Annotated in this window: 19 protein-coding genes; 4 read left to right on the top strand and 15 right to left on the bottom strand. The window is 72.2% G+C overall.

Features of this window, described 5'->3' with window-relative positions; translation table 11 throughout:
• Nucleotides 1-287: 287 nt before the first annotated feature.
• Together DT076_RS18755 and DT076_RS18750 are read right to left on the bottom strand one after the other, a co-directional pair.
• A complete protein-coding gene (locus DT076_RS18755; protein ID WP_114128228.1) occupies nucleotides 288-6,080 on the bottom strand; it encodes a DUF7927 domain-containing protein in 5,793 nt (1,930 codons plus the stop codon).
• 453 nt (nucleotides 6,081-6,533) lie between these two features.
• Nucleotides 6,534-7,481 (bottom strand): NAD-dependent epimerase/dehydratase family protein, encoded by a 948-nt coding sequence (locus tag DT076_RS18750; protein WP_114128227.1) that lies wholly within the window; start codon nucleotides 7,479-7,481, stop codon nucleotides 6,534-6,536.
• A gap of 124 nt (nucleotides 7,482-7,605) precedes the next feature.
• Here DT076_RS18750 and DT076_RS18745 point away from each other — a divergent pair, with 124 nt between their 5' ends.
• Together DT076_RS18745 and DT076_RS18740 are read left to right on the top strand one after the other, a co-directional pair.
• Nucleotides 7,606-8,337, top strand: a complete 732-nt coding sequence (locus DT076_RS18745; protein ID WP_114128226.1) for a TetR/AcrR family transcriptional regulator — start codon at nucleotides 7,606-7,608, stop codon at nucleotides 8,335-8,337.
• A 57-nt stretch (nucleotides 8,338-8,394) separates the two neighbouring features.
• Entirely contained in the window at nucleotides 8,395-9,195 is an 801-nt protein-coding gene (locus DT076_RS18740; protein ID WP_114128225.1) for a DNA/RNA non-specific endonuclease, read from the top strand.
• Nucleotides 9,196-9,273: 78 nt separating this feature from the next.
• Here DT076_RS18740 and DT076_RS18735 read toward each other — a convergent pair whose 3' ends face one another.
• From DT076_RS18735 to purD, 3 genes are all read right to left on the bottom strand, one after another.
• Nucleotides 9,274-9,462, bottom strand: coding sequence for a PspC domain-containing protein (locus DT076_RS18735; protein ID WP_114128224.1), 189 nt, complete (start codon nucleotides 9,460-9,462; stop codon nucleotides 9,274-9,276).
• 164 nt (nucleotides 9,463-9,626) lie between these two features.
• Nucleotides 9,627-11,060 (bottom strand): adenylosuccinate lyase, encoded by a 1,434-nt coding sequence (gene purB / locus DT076_RS18730; protein WP_199539297.1) that lies wholly within the window; start codon nucleotides 11,058-11,060, stop codon nucleotides 9,627-9,629.
• A 162-nt stretch (nucleotides 11,061-11,222) separates the two neighbouring features.
• Complete coding sequence (gene purD, locus DT076_RS18725) at nucleotides 11,223-12,485, bottom strand: phosphoribosylamine--glycine ligase (RefSeq protein WP_114128222.1); 1,263 nt, start codon at nucleotides 12,483-12,485, stop codon at nucleotides 11,223-11,225.
• Between the two features lie 168 nt (nucleotides 12,486-12,653).
• On the opposite strand from purD, the gene DT076_RS18720 reads away from it, so the two are divergent.
• Nucleotides 12,654-13,610 (top strand): type IV toxin-antitoxin system AbiEi family antitoxin domain-containing protein, encoded by a 957-nt coding sequence (locus DT076_RS18720; RefSeq protein ID WP_158548206.1) that lies wholly within the window; start codon nucleotides 12,654-12,656, stop codon nucleotides 13,608-13,610.
• A 39-nt stretch (nucleotides 13,611-13,649) separates the two neighbouring features.
• On the opposite strand, the gene DT076_RS18715 is transcribed toward DT076_RS18720, so the two are convergent.
• Nucleotides 13,650-14,933, bottom strand: a complete 1,284-nt coding sequence (locus tag DT076_RS18715; protein ID WP_114128220.1) for an adenylosuccinate synthase — start codon at nucleotides 14,931-14,933, stop codon at nucleotides 13,650-13,652.
• 124 nt (nucleotides 14,934-15,057) lie between these two features.
• Nucleotides 15,058-15,519 carry a DUF3151 domain-containing protein gene (locus DT076_RS18710; protein WP_114128219.1) on the bottom strand — a complete coding sequence of 154 codons (462 nt, stop codon included), beginning with the start codon at nucleotides 15,517-15,519 and terminating at the stop codon, nucleotides 15,058-15,060.
• A 59-nt stretch (nucleotides 15,520-15,578) separates the two neighbouring features.
• On the opposite strand from DT076_RS18710, the gene DT076_RS18705 reads away from it, so the two are divergent.
• Nucleotides 15,579-17,561, top strand: a complete 1,983-nt coding sequence (locus tag DT076_RS18705) for a hypothetical protein (protein WP_233494075.1) — start codon at nucleotides 15,579-15,581, stop codon at nucleotides 17,559-17,561.
• 39 nt (nucleotides 17,562-17,600) lie between these two features.
• Here the strand turns inward: DT076_RS18705 and fbaA are convergent, their stop codons facing one another.
• The 8 genes from fbaA to DT076_RS18665 form a co-directional block, all read right to left on the bottom strand.
• A complete protein-coding gene (gene fbaA / locus DT076_RS18700) occupies nucleotides 17,601-18,626 on the bottom strand; it encodes a class II fructose-bisphosphate aldolase (RefSeq protein ID WP_114128218.1) in 1,026 nt (341 codons plus the stop codon).
• Nucleotides 18,627-18,765: 139 nt separating this feature from the next.
• On the bottom strand, nucleotides 18,766-19,299 hold the full coding sequence (locus tag DT076_RS18695; protein WP_114128217.1) for a hypothetical protein: 534 nt from the start codon (nucleotides 19,297-19,299) through the stop codon (nucleotides 18,766-18,768).
• Nucleotides 19,300-19,419: 120 nt separating this feature from the next.
• Nucleotides 19,420-19,851 (bottom strand): organic hydroperoxide resistance protein, encoded by a 432-nt coding sequence (locus DT076_RS18690; protein ID WP_114128216.1) that lies wholly within the window; start codon nucleotides 19,849-19,851, stop codon nucleotides 19,420-19,422.
• An 88-nt stretch (nucleotides 19,852-19,939) separates the two neighbouring features.
• Nucleotides 19,940-20,683: a GntR family transcriptional regulator gene (locus DT076_RS18685; RefSeq protein WP_114128215.1), complete on the bottom strand. Its 744-nt coding sequence runs from the start codon at nucleotides 20,681-20,683 to the stop codon at nucleotides 19,940-19,942.
• Nucleotides 20,684-20,775: 92 nt separating this feature from the next.
• Nucleotides 20,776-21,393, bottom strand: coding sequence for a TrmH family RNA methyltransferase (locus DT076_RS18680; RefSeq protein WP_114128214.1), 618 nt, complete (start codon nucleotides 21,391-21,393; stop codon nucleotides 20,776-20,778).
• The gene (locus DT076_RS18675) at nucleotides 21,390-22,205 is read right to left on the bottom strand and encodes a LemA family protein (protein WP_114128213.1); all 816 of its coding nucleotides are present in this window, start codon (nucleotides 22,203-22,205) and stop codon (nucleotides 21,390-21,392) included. The genes DT076_RS18680 and DT076_RS18675 overlap by 4 nt, the downstream gene beginning before the upstream one ends.
• An 83-nt stretch (nucleotides 22,206-22,288) precedes the next feature.
• Entirely contained in the window at nucleotides 22,289-23,002 is a 714-nt protein-coding gene (locus DT076_RS18670) for a class E sortase (RefSeq protein ID WP_114128212.1), read from the bottom strand.
• Nucleotides 22,999-23,628, bottom strand: coding sequence for a hypothetical protein (locus DT076_RS18665; RefSeq protein WP_114128211.1), 630 nt, complete (start codon nucleotides 23,626-23,628; stop codon nucleotides 22,999-23,001). Before DT076_RS18665 ends, DT076_RS18670 begins: the two co-directional genes overlap by 4 nt.
• Between the last annotated feature and the right edge of the window lie 62 nt (nucleotides 23,629-23,690).

The following is a 23,690-nucleotide window of genomic DNA, read 5'->3' as shown; positions in this document are numbered from 1 at the left end:
AGGTCTTGGACTACGCCACCCCGGCTGAGAAACTCAACGAACTACTCACTGTTGCGCACACCCCTTGAATCCGCCGCGTCCGGCGACGCGTGATCACCTCGAACCGCTGGACGGGTGGACACGAAAGTTCCCCCGAGGCGGCACCGGTTGGGTCGCGGTGTGCCTCGGGGGAACGTCTCGTACTGCTGCCAGGACCCCCGTTCGGGGGCCGGGGGTCCTGGCCGATCACCTGCGGGTGAGGGCCGGCGGTCGGAGACCGCTGACGCCTCACCCGCAGGTGCGTGCTCTCAGCCTCCGATCCGGTCCGTCACGCTCCGGCGGCGCCAGACCACCAGCGCGCCGGTGAGGAGCAGGAGCAGACCACCGACCAGCGGAGCCAGGACGTCGGGGGCACCGGTGGCGGGCAGCTGCCCGCCGGTGCCCGGCTCGTCCTGACCGAGGTCACCGGAACCGAGGTCGCCGGTGCCCTTCGGGTGCTCGGTCTCGCAGCCGATCTCGACCTCGCAGGTGCCGCGCGGGTCCTCACTGGTGACCACGTTGGCCAGCAGGTCGTCACCCTCCTCGGTCACGGTCACCGAGTAGGTGATCGTGACGACCGCACCCTCGTCGAGGTCACCGGCCCACGACAGCGTCTCGCCGTCCACGGTGACCTCACCGACCGAGGCCTCCGCGTCGCCGTTGTAGCTGGCGTCGTCGAGGACGTCGGACAGGTCGTCGACCACCGAGGCGCCGTCCACCGCGGCCTGACCGCGCTGGGTCACCGTGACGGTGTAGGTCACCACGTCACCGACCTCCACGGTCGAACCCGACTCCGGGTCGGAGACCTTGGCGTAGGAGAAGCCGCCCTTGAAGTGCTGCTCCTCACACCCGACGGCCTCGTCGCAGACCCCGCGGGGGTCGTCGCTGGTGACGACGTTGGTGACGTCGTCATCGCCCTCGTCGGTCACCGTCACCGAGTAGGTGATGGTCTCGACCGCACCCTCGGCCAGGTCACCGGTCCACGACAGCGTGTCGCCGTCCACGGTGACCTCACCGACCGAGGCCTCGGCGTCGCCGTTGTAGCTGGCGTCGTCGAGCACATCGGACAGGTCATCGACCAGCGTGGCACCGTCGACCGCGGCCTGACCCTGCTGGGTCACCGTCACGGTGTAGGTGATCACGTCACCGACCTCGACGGTCGAACCCGAGACCGGGTCGGAGACCTTGGAGAAGGTGAAGCCGCTCTTGGGGTGCGTCTCCTCACATCCGATGGTCTCGTCACACGAACCGCGGGGGTCGTCGCTGGTGACGACGTTGGTGACGTCGTCATCGCCCTCGTCGACCACGGTCACCGAGTAGGTGATCGTCTCCACCGCGCCGACCTCGAGGTCACCGGTCCAGGACAGGGTGTCCCCGTCCACGACCGCCTCGCCGACCGAGGCCTCCACGTCGCCGTTGTAGCTGGCGTCGTCGAGCACGTCGGACAGGTCGTCGACCAGCGTCGCACCCGGCACCGCCGCCTGACCCTGCTGGGTCACCGTCACGGTGTAGGTGATGACGTCACCGGTCTGGACGGTCGTCCCGGAGACCGGGTCGGAAGCCTTGGAGTAGATGAAGCGGCCCTTGAAGTGCTCCTCATCGCATCCGACCGCCTCGTCGCACGACCCACGCGGGTCCTCGCTGGTGACGACGTTGGTGACGTCGTCATCCCCGGTGTCGGTCACGGTCACCGAGTAGGTGATGGTCTCGACCGCACCCTCGGCCAGGTCACCGGTCCACGACAGCGTGTCGCCGTCCACGGTGACCTCACCGACCGAGGCCTCGGCGTCGCCGTTGTAGCTGGCGTCGTCGAGCACATCGGACAGGTCGTCGACCAGCGTGGCACCGTCGACCGCGGCCTGACCCTGCTGGGTCACCGTCACGGTGTACGTGATCACGTCACCGACCTCGACGGTCGAACCCGAGACCGGGTCGGAGACCTTGGAGTAGAGGAAGCGGCCCTTGAAGTGCTCCTCCTCACACCCGACGGTCTCGTCGCACGACCCACGCGGGTCGTCGCTGGTGACGGCGTTGGTGACGTCGTCATCACCGGTGTCGGTCACCGTGACCGAGTAGGTGATCGTCTCCACCGCGCCGACCTCGAGGTCACCGGTCCAGGACAGGGTGTCCCCGTCCACGGTGACCTCGCCGACCGAGGCCTCCACGTCACCGTTGTAGCTGGCGTCGTCGAGCACGTCGGACAGGTCGTCGGTCAGCCGCGCACCCGGCACGTCGCCCGGGCCCTGCTGGGTCACCGTCACGGTGTAGGTGATCACATCGCCCGGGGCCACGGTGGAACCCGTCTCCGGGTCGGCGATCTTGGAGTAGATGTACTCCCCGATCGGGTGGGTCGTACGGCAGTCCGGGTTCTCGTCCGGGGCCGGCACGCAGGTCGCGTTGTCGCCCAGGACGTTGTCCAGCTGCATGTCACCCTCGCCGGTCACCGTCACCGAGTAGGTGATGGTCACCACGTCGCCGACGGCCAGGTCGCCGTCCCAACGCAGGCCCTCGCCCTCGACCACCACCGCACCAGAGGTCGCGGCCGCGTCACCGTTGTAGGTGGCGTCGTTCATCACCCCCGACAGGTCGTCGGTGATGAACGCACCCGGCACGCCGGCCTCGCCGACCTGCGCCACGGTCACGCTGTAGGTGACCACGTCACCCGGACCCACCGACGAACCCGGAGCGGGGTCGGAGGTCTTGGCCTGGGTGTAGGTGCCGACCGGGTTCTCCGGCGGGTTGCAGTCGCCCTCGGCGGCGCAGCCATCGGAGAAGACCACGTTGTCCAGGACCCAGTTGCCGCCCTCGGTGATCTCCTCGTACGACTTCACCACGGCCTCGTAGGTCACGGTGGCCACCTCGCCGACACCGACGGTGCCGGACCAGGTCAGCGCGTTCCCGTCCAGCACCGCGGTGCCGGTGGAGGCCACGATCGAGTCCTCGTCGATCGTCGCGTCGTCCAGGACGTCGCTCAGGTCGTCACCCCACTCGGCCACGGCCGGGTAGGAGCCCTCCTGGGTCACGGTCACCGTGTAGGTCACCGTGTCACCCGGCTGCACGTCGGCACCCGACGGGTCGGAAGTCTTCACCACCGAGTAGTTCACCACCTCGATACCGGCCGGGTCGCAGTTGACCTGGACGGCCTCCTCCGCGTCCTCAGGCTGGTCCGCGGTCGCGCAGGCGTTGTTGACGAACGAGGTCTCGAACGAACCGTCGATCGTCGTCGTGTACTCGTGGTACTCGACCTCGCCGGGGGCGAGCTCCTCGATCAGGAACGAGCCCCCGTCGAACCGGTCGTCCTCGACCTGCACGTTGCGCAGCGTGCCCTGACCGGTGTTGGTGACACCGATCCGGTAGGTCACCTCGTCACCGATGCGGAACACCGGGTAGTCCGAGGCGTCCTGCGCGTCGTGCCACTCACCGTCGCTGTCCTGCACGTACTTCTTCAGCGACGCCGAGTACATCGTGCCCATGGTCAGCGGCTCCGACGTGCGCATCACCAGCTCGGTGTGCTCGGCCCGCGACTGCGCCCGGTTCACCCACACGTCACCCGGAGCAGCACCCTCGGTGGCGATGTCGATGTCGAAGGCGAAGGTCTCGCCTGGACCCAGCTCCCCGCCGATCACGCGGATCGCGGTCGGGTTCGCCACCGGAGTGGTTGACCAGCCCACGCTGTTGCCCGCGATGTCCCCCGCCTGGCCATTGGAGTCATCGGCCGGGTCGTCGGACAGCTCGGACACGTCGGCGGTGGTGTAGTACACCGTCGCACCCGCCGGGACGACGACATCGGTCACCGAGTAGGCGCCCTCGAAGTCGGTCCCACGCCCGTCACCGTTGTAGGGGAGGATGTCGATGGTGTCGGTGAACGCCTGCGGCAGCGGGTCCACCGAACGCAGCGTCACCGTCCAGGAGCCCTCACCGTTGCCCTCGCCGTCGGGGTTGTTGATGAACCACTGCTCGGTCGACTTCCCGATCTGGGTGTAACCGCTGGTGGAGGTGGTCACCTGCGCTGTCGCCTCAAGGGAGGTCTCGCCGCGCAGGGACGAGGTGGCCGTGTTGGTCAGCGTCTGACCCGGGGTCACGGACTCTCCCGCCACCGCCTGGTAGGTCAGCGTCTGCACAGCGTTGGTGGGCACCCCATCCAGGTTCCAGGTCAGCACCTGGCGACCCCCGTTGGTGGTCACCGTCGGCTCCGGCGTGGCCGACCCGGGCACGTAGGTCATCCCCACCGGCAGCGTGTCCACGATGCCGTAGTCGTCCACGGTGGGCGGCATGGACCCCGATCCGTTGGCGGAGTACCGCAACGTGAACGTCGCCGGCACACCCGGACGCACCACCTGGCGGTCGCTCGCCTTCTGGATCGCCGGGAGGGCGTAGATGACCTCCAGGATGTCTCGCGCATAGCCCGTGCCGTTGTACCGCTCGCCGGGAGTGTCGGAGCGCGTCTCGTTCGGCGGGAGCACGCCGCGGGCCGGGTAGGCCCACACACCGTTACGGATCATGCCACCCCAGGTCCAGATGTCCTGACCGATGGGAGCGTCCGCCTCGACGGTGGTCCCGACCTGCATGAGGAAGAACTGGTTGCCCAGGTCAGCCGCGGTGCCGACCCAGCGGACCGCCTTGACGGTGGTCTTATCAGCCGGCTCGGTGGTGACCCAGCCGGCGGTCCCGCCACAACCCCTGAAGGCGTCGGGGTTGTAGCCCCCGCTGCCGGGGGTGACGGTGGGGTCGTTGCCGACGTACCAGGCCAGCGTCCCACCGAGGCTCGTCTCCGGCTCGCCGACCGGGTCGCCGGCGGTGTAGGCGTACAGGCGTACGGCGTCGTAGTCGACGAAGGCGGTGTCGAGTACTGCGCAGTCACCCACCACCGTGCTCGGTGCGACGCCGGTGCTCGCGATGGTGTCGGAGGTGTTGTGGGCGATCGTCGACCCAGGCGCCAGCTTCAGGGTCAGATCCCACGCGGTGCCACCGAAGGGGCGGGTCCACGAGTGGGAGAAGGTGCCCGGGAAGGTCACCACCTTGTTGGAGGTGTTGTTGGCGGTCTCATCGGGGTCGGTCTGTCCCGTCACCGCCTCGTAGGTGGGGGCGCTGGCCTCCAGGGTGGCGGTGGTGGCCGCCGTGAGGCCCCGCACCTCGAGCCAGATCGCGCCAGTGGCGACCGCGACGGTGTCGGTCGGCATGGGGTTGCCGGCCGAGTCCTCCGTCGGGACCTGGGTCTGGGAGTAGTCGATCCCGGTGAGGACCATCCGGAACGAGTTCGGGCCCGTCTTGGTCAGCGTGCAGCTCTCCACGAAGGGGGCGTTTCGCTCCGCCGGACCCCAGCCGGAGTACGGGTGACCGGTAGCCGGGTTGCCGTTGCGGAAGGGCACGCACGGAGCGTCGAGCGGCGCTGTGTTCGACTGGCTGCTGAGGAACAGCTCCATGCCGTTCTCCAGCGAGACGTCGATGTCGTAGGTGACCGTGTCCGGTCCGGCGTCACTGCCCACGTCCTGGAACAGCGTCCACTCGAAGTCGAACCCCAAGGCACCGTTGGCCTTGCGGATGATCGAACCGGTGGGCGTCCCCCACAGCATGTCCATGCCGAAGGTGTTGACGATGTCGATGGGGTCGAGCTCGTCGGTCTGGCCCTCGATCTCACCGGAGGCAGTGATCTGGCTTCCGGTGGTGCCGTCGGCGACGACGGGTGTCTGGACGACGACTGCGGTGCCCTGCTCGACCGTGCCGAGGTTGCACACGAGGGTGCGGCCGTCCTCGGAGACGCTGGAAATCGGGTCCAGGCCATCTGCGGTGAGGCACAGATCCGGCAGACCACGGAACAGGCCGTTCTCGAGCGTGACGGTGAACGTGACGTCGTCGACCGGGTCGTTGGCCGGGGCCTCGGCGTCGTCGTTGACGTTGACCCGCCAGATCCCGGTCACCACGTCACCCTTGGCGACGGTGCCTGGGGTGTTGGCTTCCCAGTCCGCCTCGATCTCGTAGACGGTCGCCGCGTGGGCGACGCCCACACCGACCGTTCCCATGCTGACCAGTGCGATCACGACCGCCAGGAACAGCGCGGTCAACCTCGACCGCCCTCCTGGCCGACCGGACGCGGTACTCCCGCGTGCGGCCTGCAGCTGCTGTGTCACCCAAGCTCCTCGGTTGCAGAACGTGCCACCCCCCGGTCGAGCCGACCGGGCCGATGGACCCAACGCACGTCCTCATTCCCGGGGAAGCCGCCGACGGCAGGAATTGAGAGACGTCCACTGCATAGGTATTGCCTCCGGACCTGCCCCGGATAGGGCCAACTCGCGATTTGGCCCCTTTCGGGGTCATTCTTAGCCCCCCTTAGCCCCCCTTATAGCCCCCTGCGTAGCCCCCCTGGTCGACCACATCCCGCACACCCCCTCCATGGCCGGGGCGAGACCCGAGCGGCGTCACTCGTCCCCGACGCCACACCATCACCGGACCTGTCGCAGCGGAGGACGCGTTCCGGACCGCCGCATCGCGGCCTCTTCGCGGGCGGATCACAGGGGTCAAGCGAGCGCCTTGGCTGCATCGCGGCGGGCGGCGGCGACGGTCTCCTCGATGGTCTGCTGCCACGGCGTGGCGGTCAGGCCGAACACCGCGGTCGTCTCGCTGTCGTCGGACAGGAAGGGCCGGTCGAACTGGTAGCGCATCTCGAGCACCTCCCGCAGCCGGGCGTCAGCCAGCCCCATCATGGAGAGCATCCAGCGCGGGTAGCCCGAGACCCGAGGCTCGGGCGCCCCACCCGCGCGGGCGACGTCGGCGGCCAGCTGGCGGATCGAGCGCGGCTCGGCGTTCGGCACGTGCCAGGCCCGTCCCCAGGCGCGGTCGTCGAGGACGAGGGTGGCGGCGGTGCGGGCGATGTCGTCCACGGACGTCCACATGTGGGGGGCGTCCGGGTTGCCGACCACCCAGGCCCGGCGGCCGGCCAGCACCGGCTCGACCAGCCGACGTCCGCCGTGGGCGTTCTCGGTCTCCAGCGCCGCGGGCCCGATGTAGTCGCTCGCGCGCAGCTCCATCGTCCGCAGCCGTCCGGCCGCCTGGGCGGCGAGCAGCTCCTCCCACATCCGTGCCCGGACCGCACCCTTGCGGGTGGGCGGGTCCATCGCGACGTCGGGCGACATCACCACGTCGGCCGGGTAGGTGTAGAAGTTGCCGATCAGCGCCAGCGGTGCGCCGCTGCGCTCGGCGGCCAGCATGAGGTTGCGGTGCAGCGGCGGCCAGTCGATCGCCCAGCGGTGGTACGGCAGGTTGATGGCGTTGACGAGGACGTCGCAGCCCTGCGCCAGCTCGAGCATGTCAGGTGCGCCGGCGTCCAGGGCGACCCGGCGCACACCGGGGTGGGCGGGGCCGCGGCCGGACCGGGAGACCAGGACGACGTCGTGGCCGTCGGCGGCCATCCGGCGGGACAGGGTGGAGCCGATCGGGCCGGCTCCGGCGATCAGGACGGTGCTCATGGGTGCTCTTCCTCTCGGCCGCCTCGGGGCGGTGAGTGAACGGTGTTCTCGCTTACGAGAACAGTGTTCTCCGCGTCTGCCCGGAAGTCAAGAACGGTGTTCTCGGACCGGCTAGGCTCGGGCCGTGAGCGACGGACGCAGCACCCCCCGGCAGCAGCACCGGGACGCCCGCACGGCCGCGATCGTCGAGGTCGCGCGCCGGCTGCTCGGCGAGGTCGGGCCGGGCCAGCTGTCGCTGCGCGCGGTCGCCCGTGAGCTCGACCTCGTCCCGTCGGCGGTCTACCGCTACTTCAGCGGGCGCGACCACATCCTCACCGAGCTGATCACCGACGGCTACCGCCGCCTCGGCGGCGCGGTGGCCGGAGCCGAGGACGCCCTGCCGCGCGACGACCTGCCAGCCCGGTGGCGCTCGGTGTGGACGGCGACCCGCGACTGGGGCGTCCGGCACCCCCACGAGTGGGCCCTGCTCTACGGCTCCCCCGTGCCCGGCTACGCCGCGCCCACCGAGACCGTCGCCCCCGCGACGTTGGTGGTGGGACGGCTCGCCCGGGTGGTCTTCGACGCCCGCGAGCGCGGACGTCCGCGGCCGGAGGGGGCGCCGCCGCTCCCGCCGGGCACCCGGGCCGACGCCGAGCAGGTGACCGCGGGGCTGCCCGCGTTGGGGATCACCGCCCCTGCCCAGGTCGACCCGGTGGACGTGGTGCTGGTGCTCGACGCCTGGACCCACCTCGTCGGCACCGTCTCCTTCGAGCTCTTCGGCCACTACGTCAACGCCATCGCGCACCCGCAGGAGCACCTGGAGCTGGTTGCCGACGACTGGTCGCGCCGGCTCGGTCTGGACGCGACCGCCGCCTGATCGAGGCGTCGGCGGGAGTTCACCACGATGTCAGACCCTCGCGGCAGGGTGCCTGCCATGACCGACCCCGCGGGCTACGACCCCGAGTTCCTGGCCGTGACCGTCCCCGCGCCCGGCTCCGGCGCGCGGCCGGTCCGGCTCGACTACACCCACTTCTCGGTGGGGCTCGACCCGGCCCGGCGGCTGGCGGCCTGGACGGCGGTCAACATCGACGGCGCGGCCCTGGTCGACGTCGCGCGGGGCGGTGACGACTGGTTCCTCGACCCCCGGCTGCCCGAGGAGCAGCAGACCGGGCCGGAGGTCTACGCCCGCAACGACCTCGACCGCGGCCACCTCGTCCGCCGGCGCGACCCGGTGTGGGGGGAGGCGGCCGAGCGGGCCAACGCCGACACGTTCTGCTACACCAACGCCGCACCGCAGGCGGCCGGTTTCAACCAGTCCAAGGAGCTCTGGCTGGGGCTGGAGGACCACCTGCTCACCACGACGGACGCCGCCGACGTGCGGGTCAGCGTGCTCACCGGGTGCGTCTTCGCCGAGGACGACCCCGGCTACCGCGGCATCCGCATCCCCCGCCGGTTCTACAAGGTGGCGGCCTGGGTCGAGGCGGGCGCGCTGCTGTCGGTCGGCTACCTGCTCGACCAGTCCCGCCAGCTGGAAGACGTCGAGCTGGGCCGGGCCGGAGAGCCGCTGCTGGGCCCGTACCGCACCTTCCAGGTGCCGGTCGGGGACCTGGCGGCGCTGACCGGGCTCGACCTCGGGCCGCTGCCGGCCGCGGACGTCGCGCCGGCGGCCGGGCTCCGGCCGGGGGTGCCATGGCGGCGGCTGCACAGCACGGCCGACATCGTGGGGATCGGCTGAGCGGGGGTCCTACTGGGTGGCGGGCGCGCGGCCCGCGGGCCGGTCGGCGTCAGGTGCGCTGACCGGCCCGTCCGCGGCTCAGCGGTCCTTGGGGAGCAGGATCCAGAGCGCGATGTAGATGATGAACTGCGGGCCCGGGATCAGGCAGCTGAGCACGAAGATCAGCCGGACGAGGTTGGCCGACAGGCCGAAGCGACGGGCGAGGCCGGCGCAGACACCGCCGATCCAGGCGTTGCTGGTCGAGCGGGCCAGGGTCGTGGTGGCCATCAGGGTTCCTCCTTCACAGTGCGGCACGGTGCCCCACGCCTCCGACTGTGCCCGATCCCGGCGGCCGCAACCAGGGTGCGGACGGTGGTGCGGGGTCGGCTCAGGGGCGTCCCCGGACCCAGCACGCGGGGGTCCCGTAGGTCTGCCGACCCGGGGCCGCTGGGTCAGAGGACGTCGCCCGGGCGGTAGGTGGCGGCCTCGGGGTGCTCCTCGGCGAGCTGCTCGGCGGCGTCCACCACCGTGCGCACCTGGGAGATCGCGGCACCGGTGAGCTCCATCGGGTCGGCGACCAGGGCCCGCAGCTGCTGCTCGTCCAGCGGCAGCCGCGGGTCGGCGCCGAGGCGGGCGAACAGGTCGTTCCCGGCCAGACCCTGCTCCCGCATCTCCAGCGCGACCGCGACCGCGTGCTCCTTGATCGCCTCGTGCGCCACCTCCCGGCCGACCCCGGCGCGCACGGCCGCCATCAGCACCTTGGTGGTGGTGAGGAAGGGCAGGTAGCGGTTGAGCTCGGCCTCGATCACCGCCGGGAAGGCCCCGAAGTCGCCGAGCACGGTGAGGAAGGTCTCGAACAGCCCGTCGGTGGCGTAGCAGGCGTCCGGGAGCGCGACCCGGCGCACCACCGAGCAGGACACGTCGCCCTCGTTCCACTGGTCCCCGGCCAGCTCGCCGACCATCGACACGTAGCCGCGGACCACCACCGAGAGCCCGTTGACCCGCTCGCAGGAGCGGGTGTTCATCTTGTGCGGCATCGCCGACGAGCCCACCTGACCGGGCCGGAACCCCTCGGTGACCAGCTCGTGGCCGGCCATCAGCCGGATGCTGGTGGCCACGTTGGAGGGGGCGGCGACCACCTGGGCGAGCGCGGTCACCGCGTCGTAGTCGATCGAGCGCGGGTAGACCTGGCCGGTGCTGGTGAGCACCCGCTCGAAGCCGAGGTGGGTGGCGATCCGACGCTCCAGCTCGGCCAGCCGGTCCTCGTCCCCGTTGAGCAGGTCGAGCATGTCCTGGCTGGTGCCGACCGGACCCTTGATCCCCCGCAGCGGCAGCCGCCGCAGCAGCTCACGGACGCGCTCGTGGGCCACCAGCAGCTCGTCGGCGGCGGTGGCGAACCGCTTGCCGAGGGTGGTGATCTGGGCGGCCACGTTGTGCGAGCGTCCCGCGATGGCGGTGTCGGCGTAGGAGGCGGCCAGGCCGGCCAGCGCGGTGATGCCGGTGACGCAGCGGTCGGCCACCAGCTCCAGCGCCTGACGCAGCTGCAGCAGCTCGACGTTCTCGGTGAGGTCGCGGCTGGTCATCCCCTTGTGCACGTGCTCGCGGCCGGCGAGGGCGTTGAACTCCTCGATCCGCGCCTTGACGTCGTGCTTGGTGACCCGCTCGCGGTCCGCGATCGAGGCCAGGTCGACCGTCTCCAGCACCCGCTCGTAGTCGGCGATCACGGCGTCCGGGCCGTCACCGCCGAAGTCGACACCGAGGTCGCGCTGGGCGGCCAGCACGGCCACCCAGAGCCGGCGCTCGGCGACGATCTTGTTCTCCGGCGACCAGATCTCGCGCATCCGTGGCGAGGCGTAGCGGGTGGCGAGGACGTTCGGGATGGACACGGAGGGACCTCCTGGGACGCGGCGGGGCTGTCGCCATCGTAGGGCGCTCGGCCGGTCCGGTTCGTCCCCGCGGCCGCCCCCCTCACACACCTTCGTGGCACCGCACACCTCCTGCAGCATGGGTGCGGGGGCACGAAGGTGTGTGCCGGGTGCCAGACGGGGTCAGCCCTCGGCGGCGCGGGCGGCGATGTCGGTGCGGTAGAAGCCGCCGTCGAGGGTGATGCCGCCGAGCCGGGTGTAGGCCTGCTCGCGGGCGGCGGCGAGGTCGTCGCCGGTGCCGACCACGGCCAGCACCCGTCCGCCGGCCGCGACCAGCCGACCGTCGGCGTCCAGGGCGGTGCCGGCGTGGAAGACGCCCTCGACGTCGGCGCCGGTGATGACGTCGCCCCGGCGCGGCGTGCCGGGGTAGTTCTCGGCGGCCAGCACCACCGCGACCGCGGCACCGCTGCCCCACTCCAGGGCGGGGACGCCGGCGAGCCGTCCGGTCGCGGCGGCCTTGAGCACGCTGCCGAGCGGGGTGCGCAGCCGGCTCAGCAGCGGCTGGGTCTCGGGGTCGCCGAAGCGGGCGTTGAACTCCACCACCCGGATGCCGCGGGAGGTGAGCGCGAGCCCGGCGTAGACCAGCCCGACGAACGGGGTGCCGCGGCGGGCCAGCTCGTCCACGGTCGGCTGGACGACGGTGTGCACCACCTGCTCGACCAGTCCGGGCGGCGCCCAGGGCAGCGGGGTGTAGGCGCCCATGCCGCCGGTGTTGGGGCCGGTGTCGCCGTCGCCCACCCGCTTGAAGTCCTGGGCCGGCTCGAAGGGCAGCACCGTCGTCCCGTCGGTGACCGCGAAGAGGCTCACCTCGGGGCCGTCCAGGTACTCCTCGACCAGCACCTGCTCGCACCCGCGGGCGTGGGCGAGGGCGGCCTCCCGGTCCTCGGTGACGACCACGCCCTTGCCGGCGGCCAGCCCGTCGTCCTTGACCACGTAGGGCGCGCCGAGCTCGTCCAGGGCGGCGACCACCTCGTCCTCGGTCCGGCAGACCCGGGCGGCGGCGGTCGGGACGCCGGCGGCGGCCATCACCTCCTTGGCGAAGGCCTTCGACCCCTCCAGGCGGGCGGCTTCGCGGCCCGGTCCGAAGCAGGCGATCCCCCGCTCGCGGACGGCGTCGGCCACCCCGGCCACCAGCGGCGCCTCCGGCCCGACCACGACCAGGTCGGCGGCCAGCCGCTCGGCCAGCGCCGCCACCGCGGCGGGGTCGGTGGCCTCCACCTCGTGGTTGGTGCCGACCGCTGCGGTGCCCGGGTTCCCGGGGGCGATGTGCACCTCGGAGACGCCGGGATCGCGGCTGAGCGCCCAGGCCAGCGCGTGCTCGCGCCCGCCGGTGCCGATCACCAGCACCCGACCAACCTGCTGCTCGTTCCCCGCTGCGTCCGTCACGGCCGTCGAGCGTATCGGCCGATCTGCTGGAACGTGCCGCTGCGTGGTCGCAGCGAGATGGTCCAGCACCAGGGCTGGATCCGCCGCGTCGGTGTCCACAGGGGAGGGGCTGTGCACAGGCGGCGCCCGACCGCGACCGTGGGAACGCGGCAGGCCCACCTGCGGGGCATGTACCACCGCGTGGATCCGTCGTCGGGCCTGCTGGCCCTGGCCGAGCTGCAGGAGGGTGTGGTCTCGCTCGAGCAGGCCCACGGCCACGGCCTGGGGCGCAACTCGATCGCCCGCCTGGTGCGGGAGGGACGCTGGTCCACGGTGGGCCGCGGGATCTACCACACCGCCCCGGGTCGACCGGGCTGGCGCGGGCTCGCCTGGGCCGGCGTGCTCGTCGGCGGCGATGACAGCCGGGTCGGCGGGTCGGCGGCAGCCCACCTGCACGGGCTCACCGACCACCCGCCCGCGGTGGTGGACATCTGGGTCCCCCGCAAGCTCCGGGACGGCGACCCGTGGCGGTTCCGGCGCGAGACCTCCGATGTGCACTCGCCCCGCAGCGTGGGAGGGCCACCGTGCCTGACGGTGGAGGACACGGTGCTCGACCTGGCCGCCGAGCTCGACGAAGGGCCGCTGGTCGCCCTGCTGCTCACCACCGTGCAGACCCGGCGCAGCACGGCGACGCGGCTGCGGGAGGCCGCGGCGGGCCGACGCCTGCTGGCCCGACGGCGGCTGGTCGCCGACGTCCTCGCCGAGGCCGAGGAGGGGGTGGAGTCACCCCTGGAACGGGCCTACCTGCACCTGGTCGAGCGCGCCCACGGGCTCCCCCGTGGCCGGCGCAATCGCCCGCAGCCGGGGCTGCGCCGCGACGTGGACTACGAGCGGTACGGCCTGCTCGTCGAGCTCGACGGCCGGTCCCACGAGGGCGCCGGTCGGCACCGTGACATGAGACGCGACAACCGGGCGGCGCAGTCCAGACGTCCCACCCTGCGGTTCGGATGGCTCGACGTGCACGGTGACCCGTGCCTGGCCGCCGCCCAGGTCGCCGAGCTGCTCGTCGCCGGCGGCTGGCCGGGTCTGCCCACCCCCTGCCCACGCTGCCGGCTCCTGCCGGACCTGGCACATCTCGCTGCGTAGTCGCAGCGGCACGTGCCAGCCGGACGGCCCGGAGGCCCGTCAGAGCAGGTCGTGGCGCATGATCGACTGCTCACGGCCCGGGCCGACGCCGATGCCGGAGATGCGGGTGCCGATCAGCTCCTCCAGCCGCAGCACGTAGCGCCGGGTGGCCTCGGGCAGCTCCTCGAAGGTGCGGCAGCCGGAGATGTCCTCGGTCCAGCCCTCGAGCAGCTCGTACACCGGGGTGGCGTGGTGGAAGTCGCTCTGGGAGTAGGGCAGCCGGTCGTGGCGGACGCCGTCGACGTCGTAGGCCACGCAGACCGGGATCTTCTCCCAGCCGCCGAGGATGTCGAGCTTGGTGAGGAAGACGTCGGTCATCGCGTTGGTGCGCGCGGCGGCCTCGACCACCAGCGCGTCGAACCAGCCGCAGCGGCGCGGACGTCCGGTGGTGGCGCCGAACTCCCCGCCGATGGTGCGCAGCCGCTCGCCGTCCTCGTCGTGCAGCTCGGTCGGCATCGGGCCCTCCCCGACCCGCGTGGTGAAGGCCTTGACCACACCGACCACCCGGTCGATCCGGGTCGGGCCCACCCCGGAGCCGACGCAGGCGCCGGCCGCGCTCGGGGAGGAGGAGGTGACGTAGGGGTAGGTTCCGTGGTCGACGTCGAGGTGGTGGGCCTGGGCACCCTCGAAGAGCACCACCTTGCCCTCGTCCAGCGCGTCGTTGAGCACGCGGGAGGTGTCGATCACGTGCGGGCGCAGCCGGTCGGCGTAGGAGAGCAGGTGCTCGGTGACCTGCACCGGGTCGACGGCGCGGCGGTTGTAGACCTTGACCAGCAGCTGGTTCTTCTGGTCCAGCGCGGCCTCGACCTTCTTGGCCAGGATCGACTCGTCGAACAGGTCCTGCACCCGGATGCCGATCCGGTTGACCTTGTCGGAGTAGGCCGGGCCGACACCGCGGCCGGTGGTGCCGATCTTCGCCTTGCCGAGGAAGCGCTCGGTGAGCTTGTCCAGGGTGCGGTGGTAGCTGGTGATGATGTGCGCCGACGCCGAGATCTGCGGGTGCTGGACGTCCGCGCCGCGGACCTGCAGGGCCTCCAGCTCGGCGTAGAGCACGTCGAGGTCGATCACCACGCCGTTGCCGAGCACCGGCACGGCATTGGCGTTGAGGATGCCCGAGGGCAGCAGGTGCAGCACGTACTTCTCGCCGCCGACGACGATGGTGTGGCCCGCGTTGTTGCCCCCGGAGTAGCGGACGCAGTAGTCGATGCGGTCCCCGAGCTGGTCGGTGGCCTTGCCCTTGCCCTCGTCGCCCCACTGGGCGCCCATCACGACGATGCCAGGCATCTGTCGCCCCTCTCACCGGAGCACGACCGGCCCCGTTGCACAGACGAAGCCCTCGACTGCGCGTCGCGGGCTCTTACCTCCCAACCCTAGCCGATCAGGATGGGCGGCACCGGGGCGTCCGCGTTCAGGCCTCCAGCGGGCGTGAGCTGCTCAGCTCGGCGTAGGCGGTCTCGGAGCTGTCGCGCAGGAACTGGGCGCAGCGCTCGAACTCCGCCGTGTCGCCGATCCGCTGCGCGGCCACGGTCAGCGCCCACAGCGCGCGGAGGAAGCCGCGGTTCGGCTCGTGCTCCCACGGGATCGGGCCCGAGCCCTTCCAGCCGGCCCGGCGCAGGGCGTCCAGCCCGCGGTGGTAGCCGGTGCGGGCGTAGGCGTAGGCGGCGACGTCGGCTCCGGGGGTCCGGGCGTTGAGGGCGCCCTCGGCCAGCAGTGCCCAGCACAGCGAGGACTCCGGGTGGGCGCGGATGACCTCCTCGAAGGCGTCCTTGCCACGCTCGGCGAGCTCGGCGACGGCGGGGTCGACGGGAAGCCGGGTCTCGGGGGCGGCGTCGGCCAGCAGGTTGCGGTGGATCTCGCTCACGGGACCCATCCTGCCAGCCGTCGCGGGAGCCGCAGCCGGGGCACCGGGCGGCTGCGATGATGCCGGACGTGGAGCAGACGACGCGCACGTTCCCCTTCGGCGCCGGTGCCGTGGAGATGGCCGAGGACGGCTCGGTGCGGGCGGTACGCCACCCGTCGACCGGGCACAGCGTGCTGCTGGTCGAGGACGCCGACGGCGTCGAGGGGATGGTGCACGGGCCCGCGCACCGCTGGGGCAAGGGGTTCGCGGTGCTGGACGGCCTCGGGCACCGCTTCGACGCCCCCGCCGAGGTCGACTGGCGCGCCGACGGCGTCCGGGTGCGGCACCGGCTGGGACCGCTGGTGCTCACCCTCACCCGCACCGTCGACGACAGCTGGACCGAGACCCACGAGCTGCACAACCCCGGCGGCCAGCCGGTCCGGATCGGATCGTTCGCGGTGAGCACGCCGTGGCGCGACCTCTACGGCTCGGCCGCCGACAGCCTCACCCGGGCGGTGCACGCCCACCTCTGGACCGGCGGGGCGGACGCCTGGGTGTGGGCGGTGCCCATGAACGGCGCCGACGCCGGGCTCGGGCTGGTGCTCACCGAGGGAGAGCTGTGGGCCTACTCGGTGCAGTCCCGCGACGCGCACACCTCCAGCAACCTCCGCGGCCATCTCTACCTGCATCTCACCGACCACGCCCGCTCCCCGCACACCCTGGGCGGCCAGCCCGAGCCGGAGGTCGGGCCCGGGCAGACGCTGCGGCTGACCTGGCGCTGCCGCTGGTACGCCGACGCCGAGGCCTTCGCCGCCGACCGCTCCCCCGCCCTGGAGGCCCCCGTGCTCAGCGCCGAGGTCGGGACGCCGATGGAGCTGCGGGTCGCCGACGGCTGGACCGCCACGCCGCCGTCCCCGGTGGTCGCCGATCGTCCCGGTCTGGTGCACGTCGACGCCACCCGCGACGGCCGGCGGACCCGGGTGGTGCTGCACGCCCATCCGCCGCTGCGGCAGCTGGCCGAGCGCCGGGCGTCCTTCCTGGTCGAGCGGCAGCGCCCGCTGGAGCGCGGGGACAGCCGGCGGTGGGCGTTCGTGCCCTACGACCACCGCTCGCAGCTGACCGTGCTCGACCTGGCCTGGTCGGACTGGTCCGACACCCGCGAGCGGGTGGGCAGTGCGCTGCTGCTGCAGGAGCTGCGCCGCCGCGGCTGGGGCGAGGCGGCGGTGCTGGACGAGGCGCTGGCCGGCTACCTGCGCTTCGTCACCGAGCACGTCGTCACCCCCGACGGCACGGTCCGCGACGACACCGACGGACGCCGCCGGCCGCGGCTCTACAACTTCCCCTGGTTCGCCCGCTTCCTGCTGGACGCCGGCGAGCTCGACCTCGCCGCGGCGGTGATGAGCACCTACTACCGCTCCGGCGGCGGACGGTTCCTGGCCTTCGAGCTGGGGCCGGTGGTGCGCGACGTCGGCGCGGCGCTGCGCCGCCACGGCCGGGACGCCGAGGCCGACGAGCTGGACGCGCACCTGGTCGCCCAGGCCGCCACCTTCCTCGAGCTGGGCGCAGAGCTGCCCGGGCACGAGGTCAACTACGAGCAGTCGATGGTCGCCCCGCTGCTCGACCTGCTGCTCTCCGTGCGCCGGATCGCCCCGGACCGGGTGCCCGACGAGGCGCTGCGGGAGCGGCTGCGCTGGCTGCGCGCCTTCGCCGGCGACCAGCCCGACGTCCGGCTGCGCTCGGTGCCGATCCGGCACTGGGACGGCTACTGGTTCGGCGGGGACCGGCTGTGGGGCGACGTGTTCCCCCACTACTGGTCGATCCTCAGCGCCGGGGTGATGCTGGACTGGCCGGACGGGCTGCTGCCCGAGGAGGAGACCGCCGCACTGCGCCGGGCCGGCACCGAGGTGCTGCGGGCCAACCTCACCGGCTTCGGCGAGGACGGCTCGGCCACCTGCGCCTTCGTCTACCCCAGCTGTGTCAACGGCGCACCGGCGCACCGGGCCGACCCGCTGGCCAACGACCAGGACTGGGCGCTGGTGTACGCGCTGCGCCACGCCGACCGGCTCGGCTGAATGGCGCCGGGGACGACGACGGTGGGCGCGTCGGACGCGTCAGGCCTTCAGGGTCTGACCGGCCGAGCGCAGGGCCTCGCAGGCCTGGACCACGCGGGCGGCCATGCCGGCCTCGGCGACCTTGCCCCAGGCGCGGGGGTCGTACTGCTTCTTGTTGCCGACCTCGCCGTCGATCTTCAGCAGACCGTCGTAGTTGCGCAGCATGAAGTCGATCACCGGACGCGAGAAGGCGTACTGGGTGTCGGTGTCGATGTTCATCTTGACCACGCCGTAGTCGACGGCGTCGGAGATCTCCTGCGCGGTGGAGCCGGAGCCGCCGTGGAAGACGAGGTCGAACGGGTCCTTCTTGCCGACCTTCTCCCCGACCGCCTGCTGGATCTCCTTGAGCACCTCCGGACGCAGCTTGACCGCGCCGGGCTTGTAGACGCCGTGCACGTTGCCGAAGGTCAGCGCGGTGATGTAGCGGCCGCGCTCACCGGTGCCGAGGGCCTCCACGGTGGCCAGGCCGTCCTCGACGGTGGTGTAGAGCTTCTCGTTGATCTCGTGGGCGACGCCGTCCTCCTCACCGCCCACCACGCCGACCTCGATCTCGAGGATGATCTTGGCCTTGCTGGTGCGCTCGAGCAGCTCTGCGGCGATCTGCAGGTTCTCCTCGACCGGCACCGCCGAGCCGTCCCACATGTGCGACTGGAACAGCGGGTTCTCACCACGGGCCACACGCTCCTCCGAGATCGAGAGCAGCGGGCGGACGAAGGAGTCCAGCTTGTCCTTCGGGCAGTGGTCGGTGTGCAGCGCGATGTTGACCGGGTAGTTCTTGGCGACCTCGTGGGCGTAGGCGGCCAGCGCGACGGCGCCGGTGACCTTGTCCTTGATGGTCGGCCCGGACAGGTACTCCCCGCCGCCGGTGGAGACCTGGACGATGCCGTCCGAGCCCGCCTCGGCGAAGCCCTGCAGGGCGGCGTTCAGGGTCTGCGAGGAGCTGACGTTGATCGCGGGGTAGGCGAAGTGGTTCTGCTTCGCCCGGTCGAGCATCTCGGCGTAGACCTCGGGAGTAGCGATGGGCATGGGTGCCTCTCTTCGGTTTCGACAGACGGTGCGCTGCCCAGTCTTGCAAACCGGGACGGGTCTCTCCCGCCGGTCTCGGACTGGTTCGGACCAGTTGTGGTACTGGCGTCATACCGGTCGGCGACTGGGCTCAGCGACCTCAGTCGTCGAGGCGGGACAGGTCGACGCTGGCGCGGCCGTCGGAGTAGATCCGGGTGGCCGCCTCGACGGTCGCCGGCTTCACGTCGACGTGCTCCAGCCCGATCGTCAGCGGCGGGCCGGAGTGGCTGCGCACGGTGATGTCGGGGCCGCGGCCCAGGCCGCCGGGGCCGATCGCCAGCTGCGCCACCTCGGGCCAGGACAGCCGCACCCCGTGCAGCTCGACGCCGAAGCGCCCGATCACCAGCGCCGGCCCGACGCCGACCTTGGCCCGGTCGGCGACCGCCCGGCGCCAGCCGACCAGCCAGACCACCAGCCGGACCGCGCTGAGCACCGTGGCCAGCCCGACGAACACCCAGGGCTCCCAGCTGGTGCGGAAGGCGTCCCAGCGCCAGACGACGAAGACCGCCGAGATCACCAGGCTGAGCACCAGCGAGACGATGCCGGAGATCATCCGGCGCTTCCGGACGGCCACGGTCTCGTCGGCGACCACCGGCGTGTACTCCGCGATCAGGTAGTCCGGCGCCTGCTGCATGGCGCCCATCCTCCCACGCCACCCGAGCACCACCGGGGCTGTGACCAGACGACGACGGCCGCCGTCCCGCCACGAGGGCGGCGACGGCGGCCGGCGGTGCGGGACGTCCCGGGCTGCGGCTCAGGCGGCCTTGCCGGTCACGGTGACCGGGATGTTGCCGCGGGTGGCCTTGGAGTACGGGCAGAACTGGTGGGCCGCCTCGACGAGCTGCTGGGCGGTCTCGTCGTCGACACCGGGGATGGTCACGGTGATGTCGACGGCCAGCCCGAAGGAGTTGCTCTCGGGGCCGAAGCCGACGGCGATGTCCAGCTCGGAGCCGGAGGTGTCGATGCCCTGCTTGCCGGCCACCGCACCGAGCGCGCCCTGGAAGCAGGCGCCGTAGCCGAGGGCGAAGAGCTCCTCGGGGTTGGTGCCCTCACCCTTGCCGCCCTGCTCCTGGGGACGGTCGAGCTGCAGGTCGAGCCGGCCGCTCTCGGCGCGGGCCCGTCCGGTGCGGCCACCGGTGACGGAGGCGCGGGCGGTGTAGACGATCTTGCTCGGAGTGTTGGTCATGTCCGGCCCAACCCCGCGGCGGCGCCCGTTCTTCCCGTCCGCGGCAGAACAGTGCGGAACAGCCAGGTGGAGGGCGGGTGACCCCGGCTCAGTTGGACCTCGGCGTGTCCAGCGGGCGGATCGCCATGTGGATCCGGTACCGGTCGGCGCGGTACCACGAGGTCGCGAACTCGATCCGCCGCTCACCGGCCTTCGTGAGCCGCTCCTGGACCAGCAGCGGGGCGCGCTTGGTGGTCTCGAGGATGTGCGCCTGGTGGGCGTCGGCGGCCTCGGCCCGCACGGTCTGCTCACCGGAGGTGATGACCACGTCGTAGCGGGCGGCGAAGACGTCGTAGAGGGTGTTGAGGTCGGACTCCAGCAGGTCGGGGAACACCTCGGTCGGGTAGTAGCCGATCTCGTAGGCCATCGGGGTGCCGTCGGCCAGCCGCAGCCGCTCCACCCGGACCACCGGGTCGCGGGGGCGGATCTGCAGCTGGGAGGCCACCTCGGGGGTGGCGTCCTCCTCCCGGCCCTCGATCACCCGGGTCTCGGGCACCAGCCCGCGGGCCCGCATCTCGCGGGAGAAGGAGGTGAGGTGCAGCCGGGAGTTGACCTGGGGGCCGGAGACGAAGGTGCCCTTGCCGTGCACCCGCTCCAGGCGTCCGGACTCCACCAGGTCGGAGATGGCCTGGCGGACCGTCACCCGGCTGACGCCGAGGTCCTTGACCAGGGTGCGCTCGGACGGGATCGGGTCCCCGGGTCGGAGCTCGTGGGTGATGCGCTGGCTGAGGATGTGGCGGACCTGCGCCCGCTTCGTCGGCGAGCGGAGCGAGGTGAAGTCGTTCACCGTCATCTGCGGCCTTCCGTGTCCACTGGGCTCCGATCAGTCCAGTTGATACCACTGTAGGCCTTCCGGCCCTCCGCCGCCCCGACGAGCACCGGGGCTCAGCACCAGCGCAGCGCCCAGTGGTACATCGCGATCGCGGCCGCCGCCCCCGCGTTCAGCGACCGGGTGGACCCGTCCTGGCTGATCGCGACCAGCGCGCTGCACGCCGCCACCAGGTCCTCGCTCAGCCCGGGCCCCTCCGAGCCGAAGACCAGGCAGCAGCGCTCGGGGAGCTCGGTCGTCTCCAGCGGCACCGCCCCGGGCAGGTTGTCCACGCCGACCAGCGTGTAGCCGGCACCGGCGGCCCAACCAGCCAGCCCGGCGGCGTCCTCGTGGTGGTGCAGGTGCAGGTAGCGGTCGGTGACCATGGCCCCGCGCCGGTTCCAGCGCCGGCGTCCGACGACGTGCACACCGGCGACGTTGAAGGCGTTCGCGGTGCGCACCACCGAGCCGATGTTGAAGTCGTGGGCGAAGTTCTGGATCGCCACCTGCAGCGGTCGGCGGTGCGTGTCGAGGTCGGCCACGATGGCCTCGAGCCGCCAGTAGCGGTACCGGTCGACCACGTTGCGGGAGTCGCCGGCGGCCAGCAGCTCCGGGTCGAGCCGGGGGTCGTCCGGCCAGGGGTGCGGGTGGGGGCCGACGCCCGGACCGTCGGCGGGCGCGGGCTCGTCGCTCACCGAGGCGGCTGGTAGCCCTGCCCGGGCGGCTGCTGGCGGGGGTCCTGCTGCTGGGGCTGCTGGGGCTGCTGCCACGGCGCCGGCTGCGGCGCACCGCCCTGCGCCTGCGGCGGCTGGTAGGGGGCCTGGGCGTTCGGGTTGGGCAGGGCCTGCGGGTCGTTCTGCACCGGCGGGGCCGGGGGCGCAGCGGACGGGCGCTGCTGCTGCTCGCCGCGGTAGGCGATCTCGCCGAAGCTGACGTCGGGGGCCTGGCGGACCTGCGGGTCGTTGACCTCGAAGTAGGTGGCCTTCTCGAAGTTGAACATGCCGGCGATGATGTTGCTCGGCACCGAGTCGATCTTGGTGTTGTAGGCGCGGACGTTGGCGTTGTAGAAGCGTCGCCCGGCCGCGATCCGGTCCTCGGTCTCGGCCAGCTGCTTCTGCAGCTCGAGGAAGTTCACGTTGCTGCGCAGCTCGGGGTAGGCCTCCACGCTGACGATGAGGTTGCGCACCGCGCCCGAGAGCTGCTCCTCCACCTGCGAGCGCTGCTCCGAGGGCAGCCCCGACTCGTGGCTGGCGACCGACTGGGCTTGGTTGCGCAGCCGGGTGACGTCCTCCAGCGTGTTGCGCTCATGGGCGGCGAAGGCGCGCACGGTCTCCACCAGGTTGGGGATCAGCTCGTAGCGCCGGTTCAGCTCGACGTCGATCTGGCGCCAGGACTCCTGGATGAGGTTCCGGTTGCGGACGAAGCCGTTGTACATCGAGATGGCGGCGATCCCGAGGACCACCAGCAGCACCACGAGGACGACGATGACGATGACGAGTGCATCCATGACGCTCCAGCCTTCCGGTTTGCCGTGCGGGCAGGCGCCAGCCTATCGGCGCGGGAGGTCGCCGTCGCCGCTCCGGGCTCGTCCTACTTGTTGGAGGTCTCGACCAGCTCGGCGAAGGCGACCGACCGGTCCGGGGAGTGGAAGAAGTCCTGGCAGGTGGTGAGGGTCATGATCTCGCGGGTCGCCTCGTTGCTGCGGTTGACCGGGTCGGGCTGCAGGACCCACGTCTCGGTGTCGTTGACGGTGAGGTCGCGGGGGGCGGTGAGCAGCCGGTAGGTGTAGATCGCGTCCCGGGTCTCCACCTCGATCTCGGCGCCCTCGTCGAGGTCGAGCAGGTGGCGGAACGGCTCGCCGTGGGTGACCCGGTGCCCGGCCACGGCGAAGTTGCCCAGCTCGCCGGGCCCGACCGAGGAGTCGTACCAGCCGACGCCGCGGGTGAGGGTGTCCACGTCGGTGCCGGTGAGGATCGGCACCACGTAGTCGGGGCCGAGGTCGGGGATGCGCAGCAGCCCGATGGCGTCGCCGGGGATCCGCACCGCGGGCGTCCCGCCCTGCTGGTCCTCCTCGTCCTCGCCGGCGTCGGGTGCGGCCTCGGCCCACTCCCGCTCGAGCCGCTCGGTGGTCTCCTCGTAGGCCTGCTGGGAGGCGATGTTGGTGCCGAAGAACTGGTAGCCGACGTAGCCGAGGCAGGCCAGCCCGATCACCAGCAGACCCACCCCGAAGACGGTGAGGGCGCTGTTGCGGGGCTGGCGGCGGGCCGGGCGGCCGGCGCGGCGGGGCGCCTCCTGGACGGTCATCGGGACTCCTCGGGTCGGGACCGGAGCCAGCCTGTCACGGCGGGCGTCCACAGCAGAAGGACGCAGAGCGCGATGTAGCCGACCGGGACGCTCAGCCACACCAGCTGGTCCGGCTGCCACCACAGCAGCCAGGCCACCGCCCCGGCGCCGAGCACGGTGGTCACCAGCCGCGGCCAGGCCCGCCGCACGGGGAGGCAGAACCCGGCCACCACCGCGAGCAGGGGCAGCCCGATGAGCGGCACCCACAGCCCCTGCTGCAGGCTCAGGCTGGCGCGGGTGAGCAGGTGGTACAGGCCGGACTCGGTCGGGTCCTGGTAGTCCAGCGCGCTGGTCAGCGCGGCGAGCAGCAGCCAGACGAAGGCGACCGCACCCGCGACCTGCAGGCCGGCGGTGACGGTCAGCACGGCCGAGACGGTGAGCGCGAAGGGACGCTGCGCCGGCGCGGTGTCGGGCGTCGCGGCCGGGGCCGGGAGCGCCTGCGGCGGCGGGAGGTTGGGCGGCGGCAGGACCTGCGGAGGCTGCGGCGGCTGCGGGGGCCGCGGGGTGAGGAAGTACCCGGGCTGCGGACCGCCGGCCGTCCAGCCGGGACCGTCCGGCCCGGCGCCCGGCGGCGAGGTGCTGCTCACGCCGCACAGCGTACGCGGTCGGTGCGCTGCCGACCCGGGTCGCGGCGCGGCGGCGGCACTAC

The organism is Desertihabitans brevis (genome assembly GCF_003327535.1).
GTDB classification, from domain to species: Bacteria; Actinomycetota; Actinomycetes; order Propionibacteriales; family Propionibacteriaceae; genus Desertihabitans; species Desertihabitans brevis.
Note: the sequence above shows the minus strand (reverse complement) of the source record. Positions and strands in the feature narration are given on the sequence as shown.

Coding starts and splice junctions, on each gene's coding strand:
- DT076_RS18750 (WP_114128227.1), bottom strand. CDS start 7,481: ATGAGCACCGTCCTGATCGCCGGAGCCGGCCCGATCGGCTCCACCCTG.
- DT076_RS18740 (WP_114128225.1), top strand. CDS start 8,395: ATGACCGACCCCGCGGGCTACGACCCCGAGTTCCTGGCCGTGACCGTC.
- DT076_RS18735 (WP_114128224.1), bottom strand. CDS start 9,462: ATGGCCACCACGACCCTGGCCCGCTCGACCAGCAACGCCTGGATCGGC.
- DT076_RS18720 (WP_158548206.1), top strand. CDS start 12,654: ATGTACCACCGCGTGGATCCGTCGTCGGGCCTGCTGGCCCTGGCCGAG.
- DT076_RS18715 (WP_114128220.1), bottom strand. CDS start 14,933: ATGCCTGGCATCGTCGTGATGGGCGCCCAGTGGGGCGACGAGGGCAAG.
- DT076_RS18710 (WP_114128219.1), bottom strand. CDS start 15,519: ATGGGTCCCGTGAGCGAGATCCACCGCAACCTGCTGGCCGACGCCGCC.
- fbaA (WP_114128218.1), bottom strand. CDS start 18,626: ATGCCCATCGCTACTCCCGAGGTCTACGCCGAGATGCTCGACCGGGCG.
- DT076_RS18695 (WP_114128217.1), bottom strand. CDS start 19,299: ATGCAGCAGGCGCCGGACTACCTGATCGCGGAGTACACGCCGGTGGTC.
- DT076_RS18690 (WP_114128216.1), bottom strand. CDS start 19,851: ATGACCAACACTCCGAGCAAGATCGTCTACACCGCCCGCGCCTCCGTC.
- DT076_RS18685 (WP_114128215.1), bottom strand. CDS start 20,683: ATGACGGTGAACGACTTCACCTCGCTCCGCTCGCCGACGAAGCGGGCG.
- DT076_RS18675 (WP_114128213.1), bottom strand. CDS start 22,205: ATGGATGCACTCGTCATCGTCATCGTCGTCCTCGTGGTGCTGCTGGTG.
- DT076_RS18670 (WP_114128212.1), bottom strand. CDS start 23,002: ATGACCGTCCAGGAGGCGCCCCGCCGCGCCGGCCGCCCGGCCCGCCGC.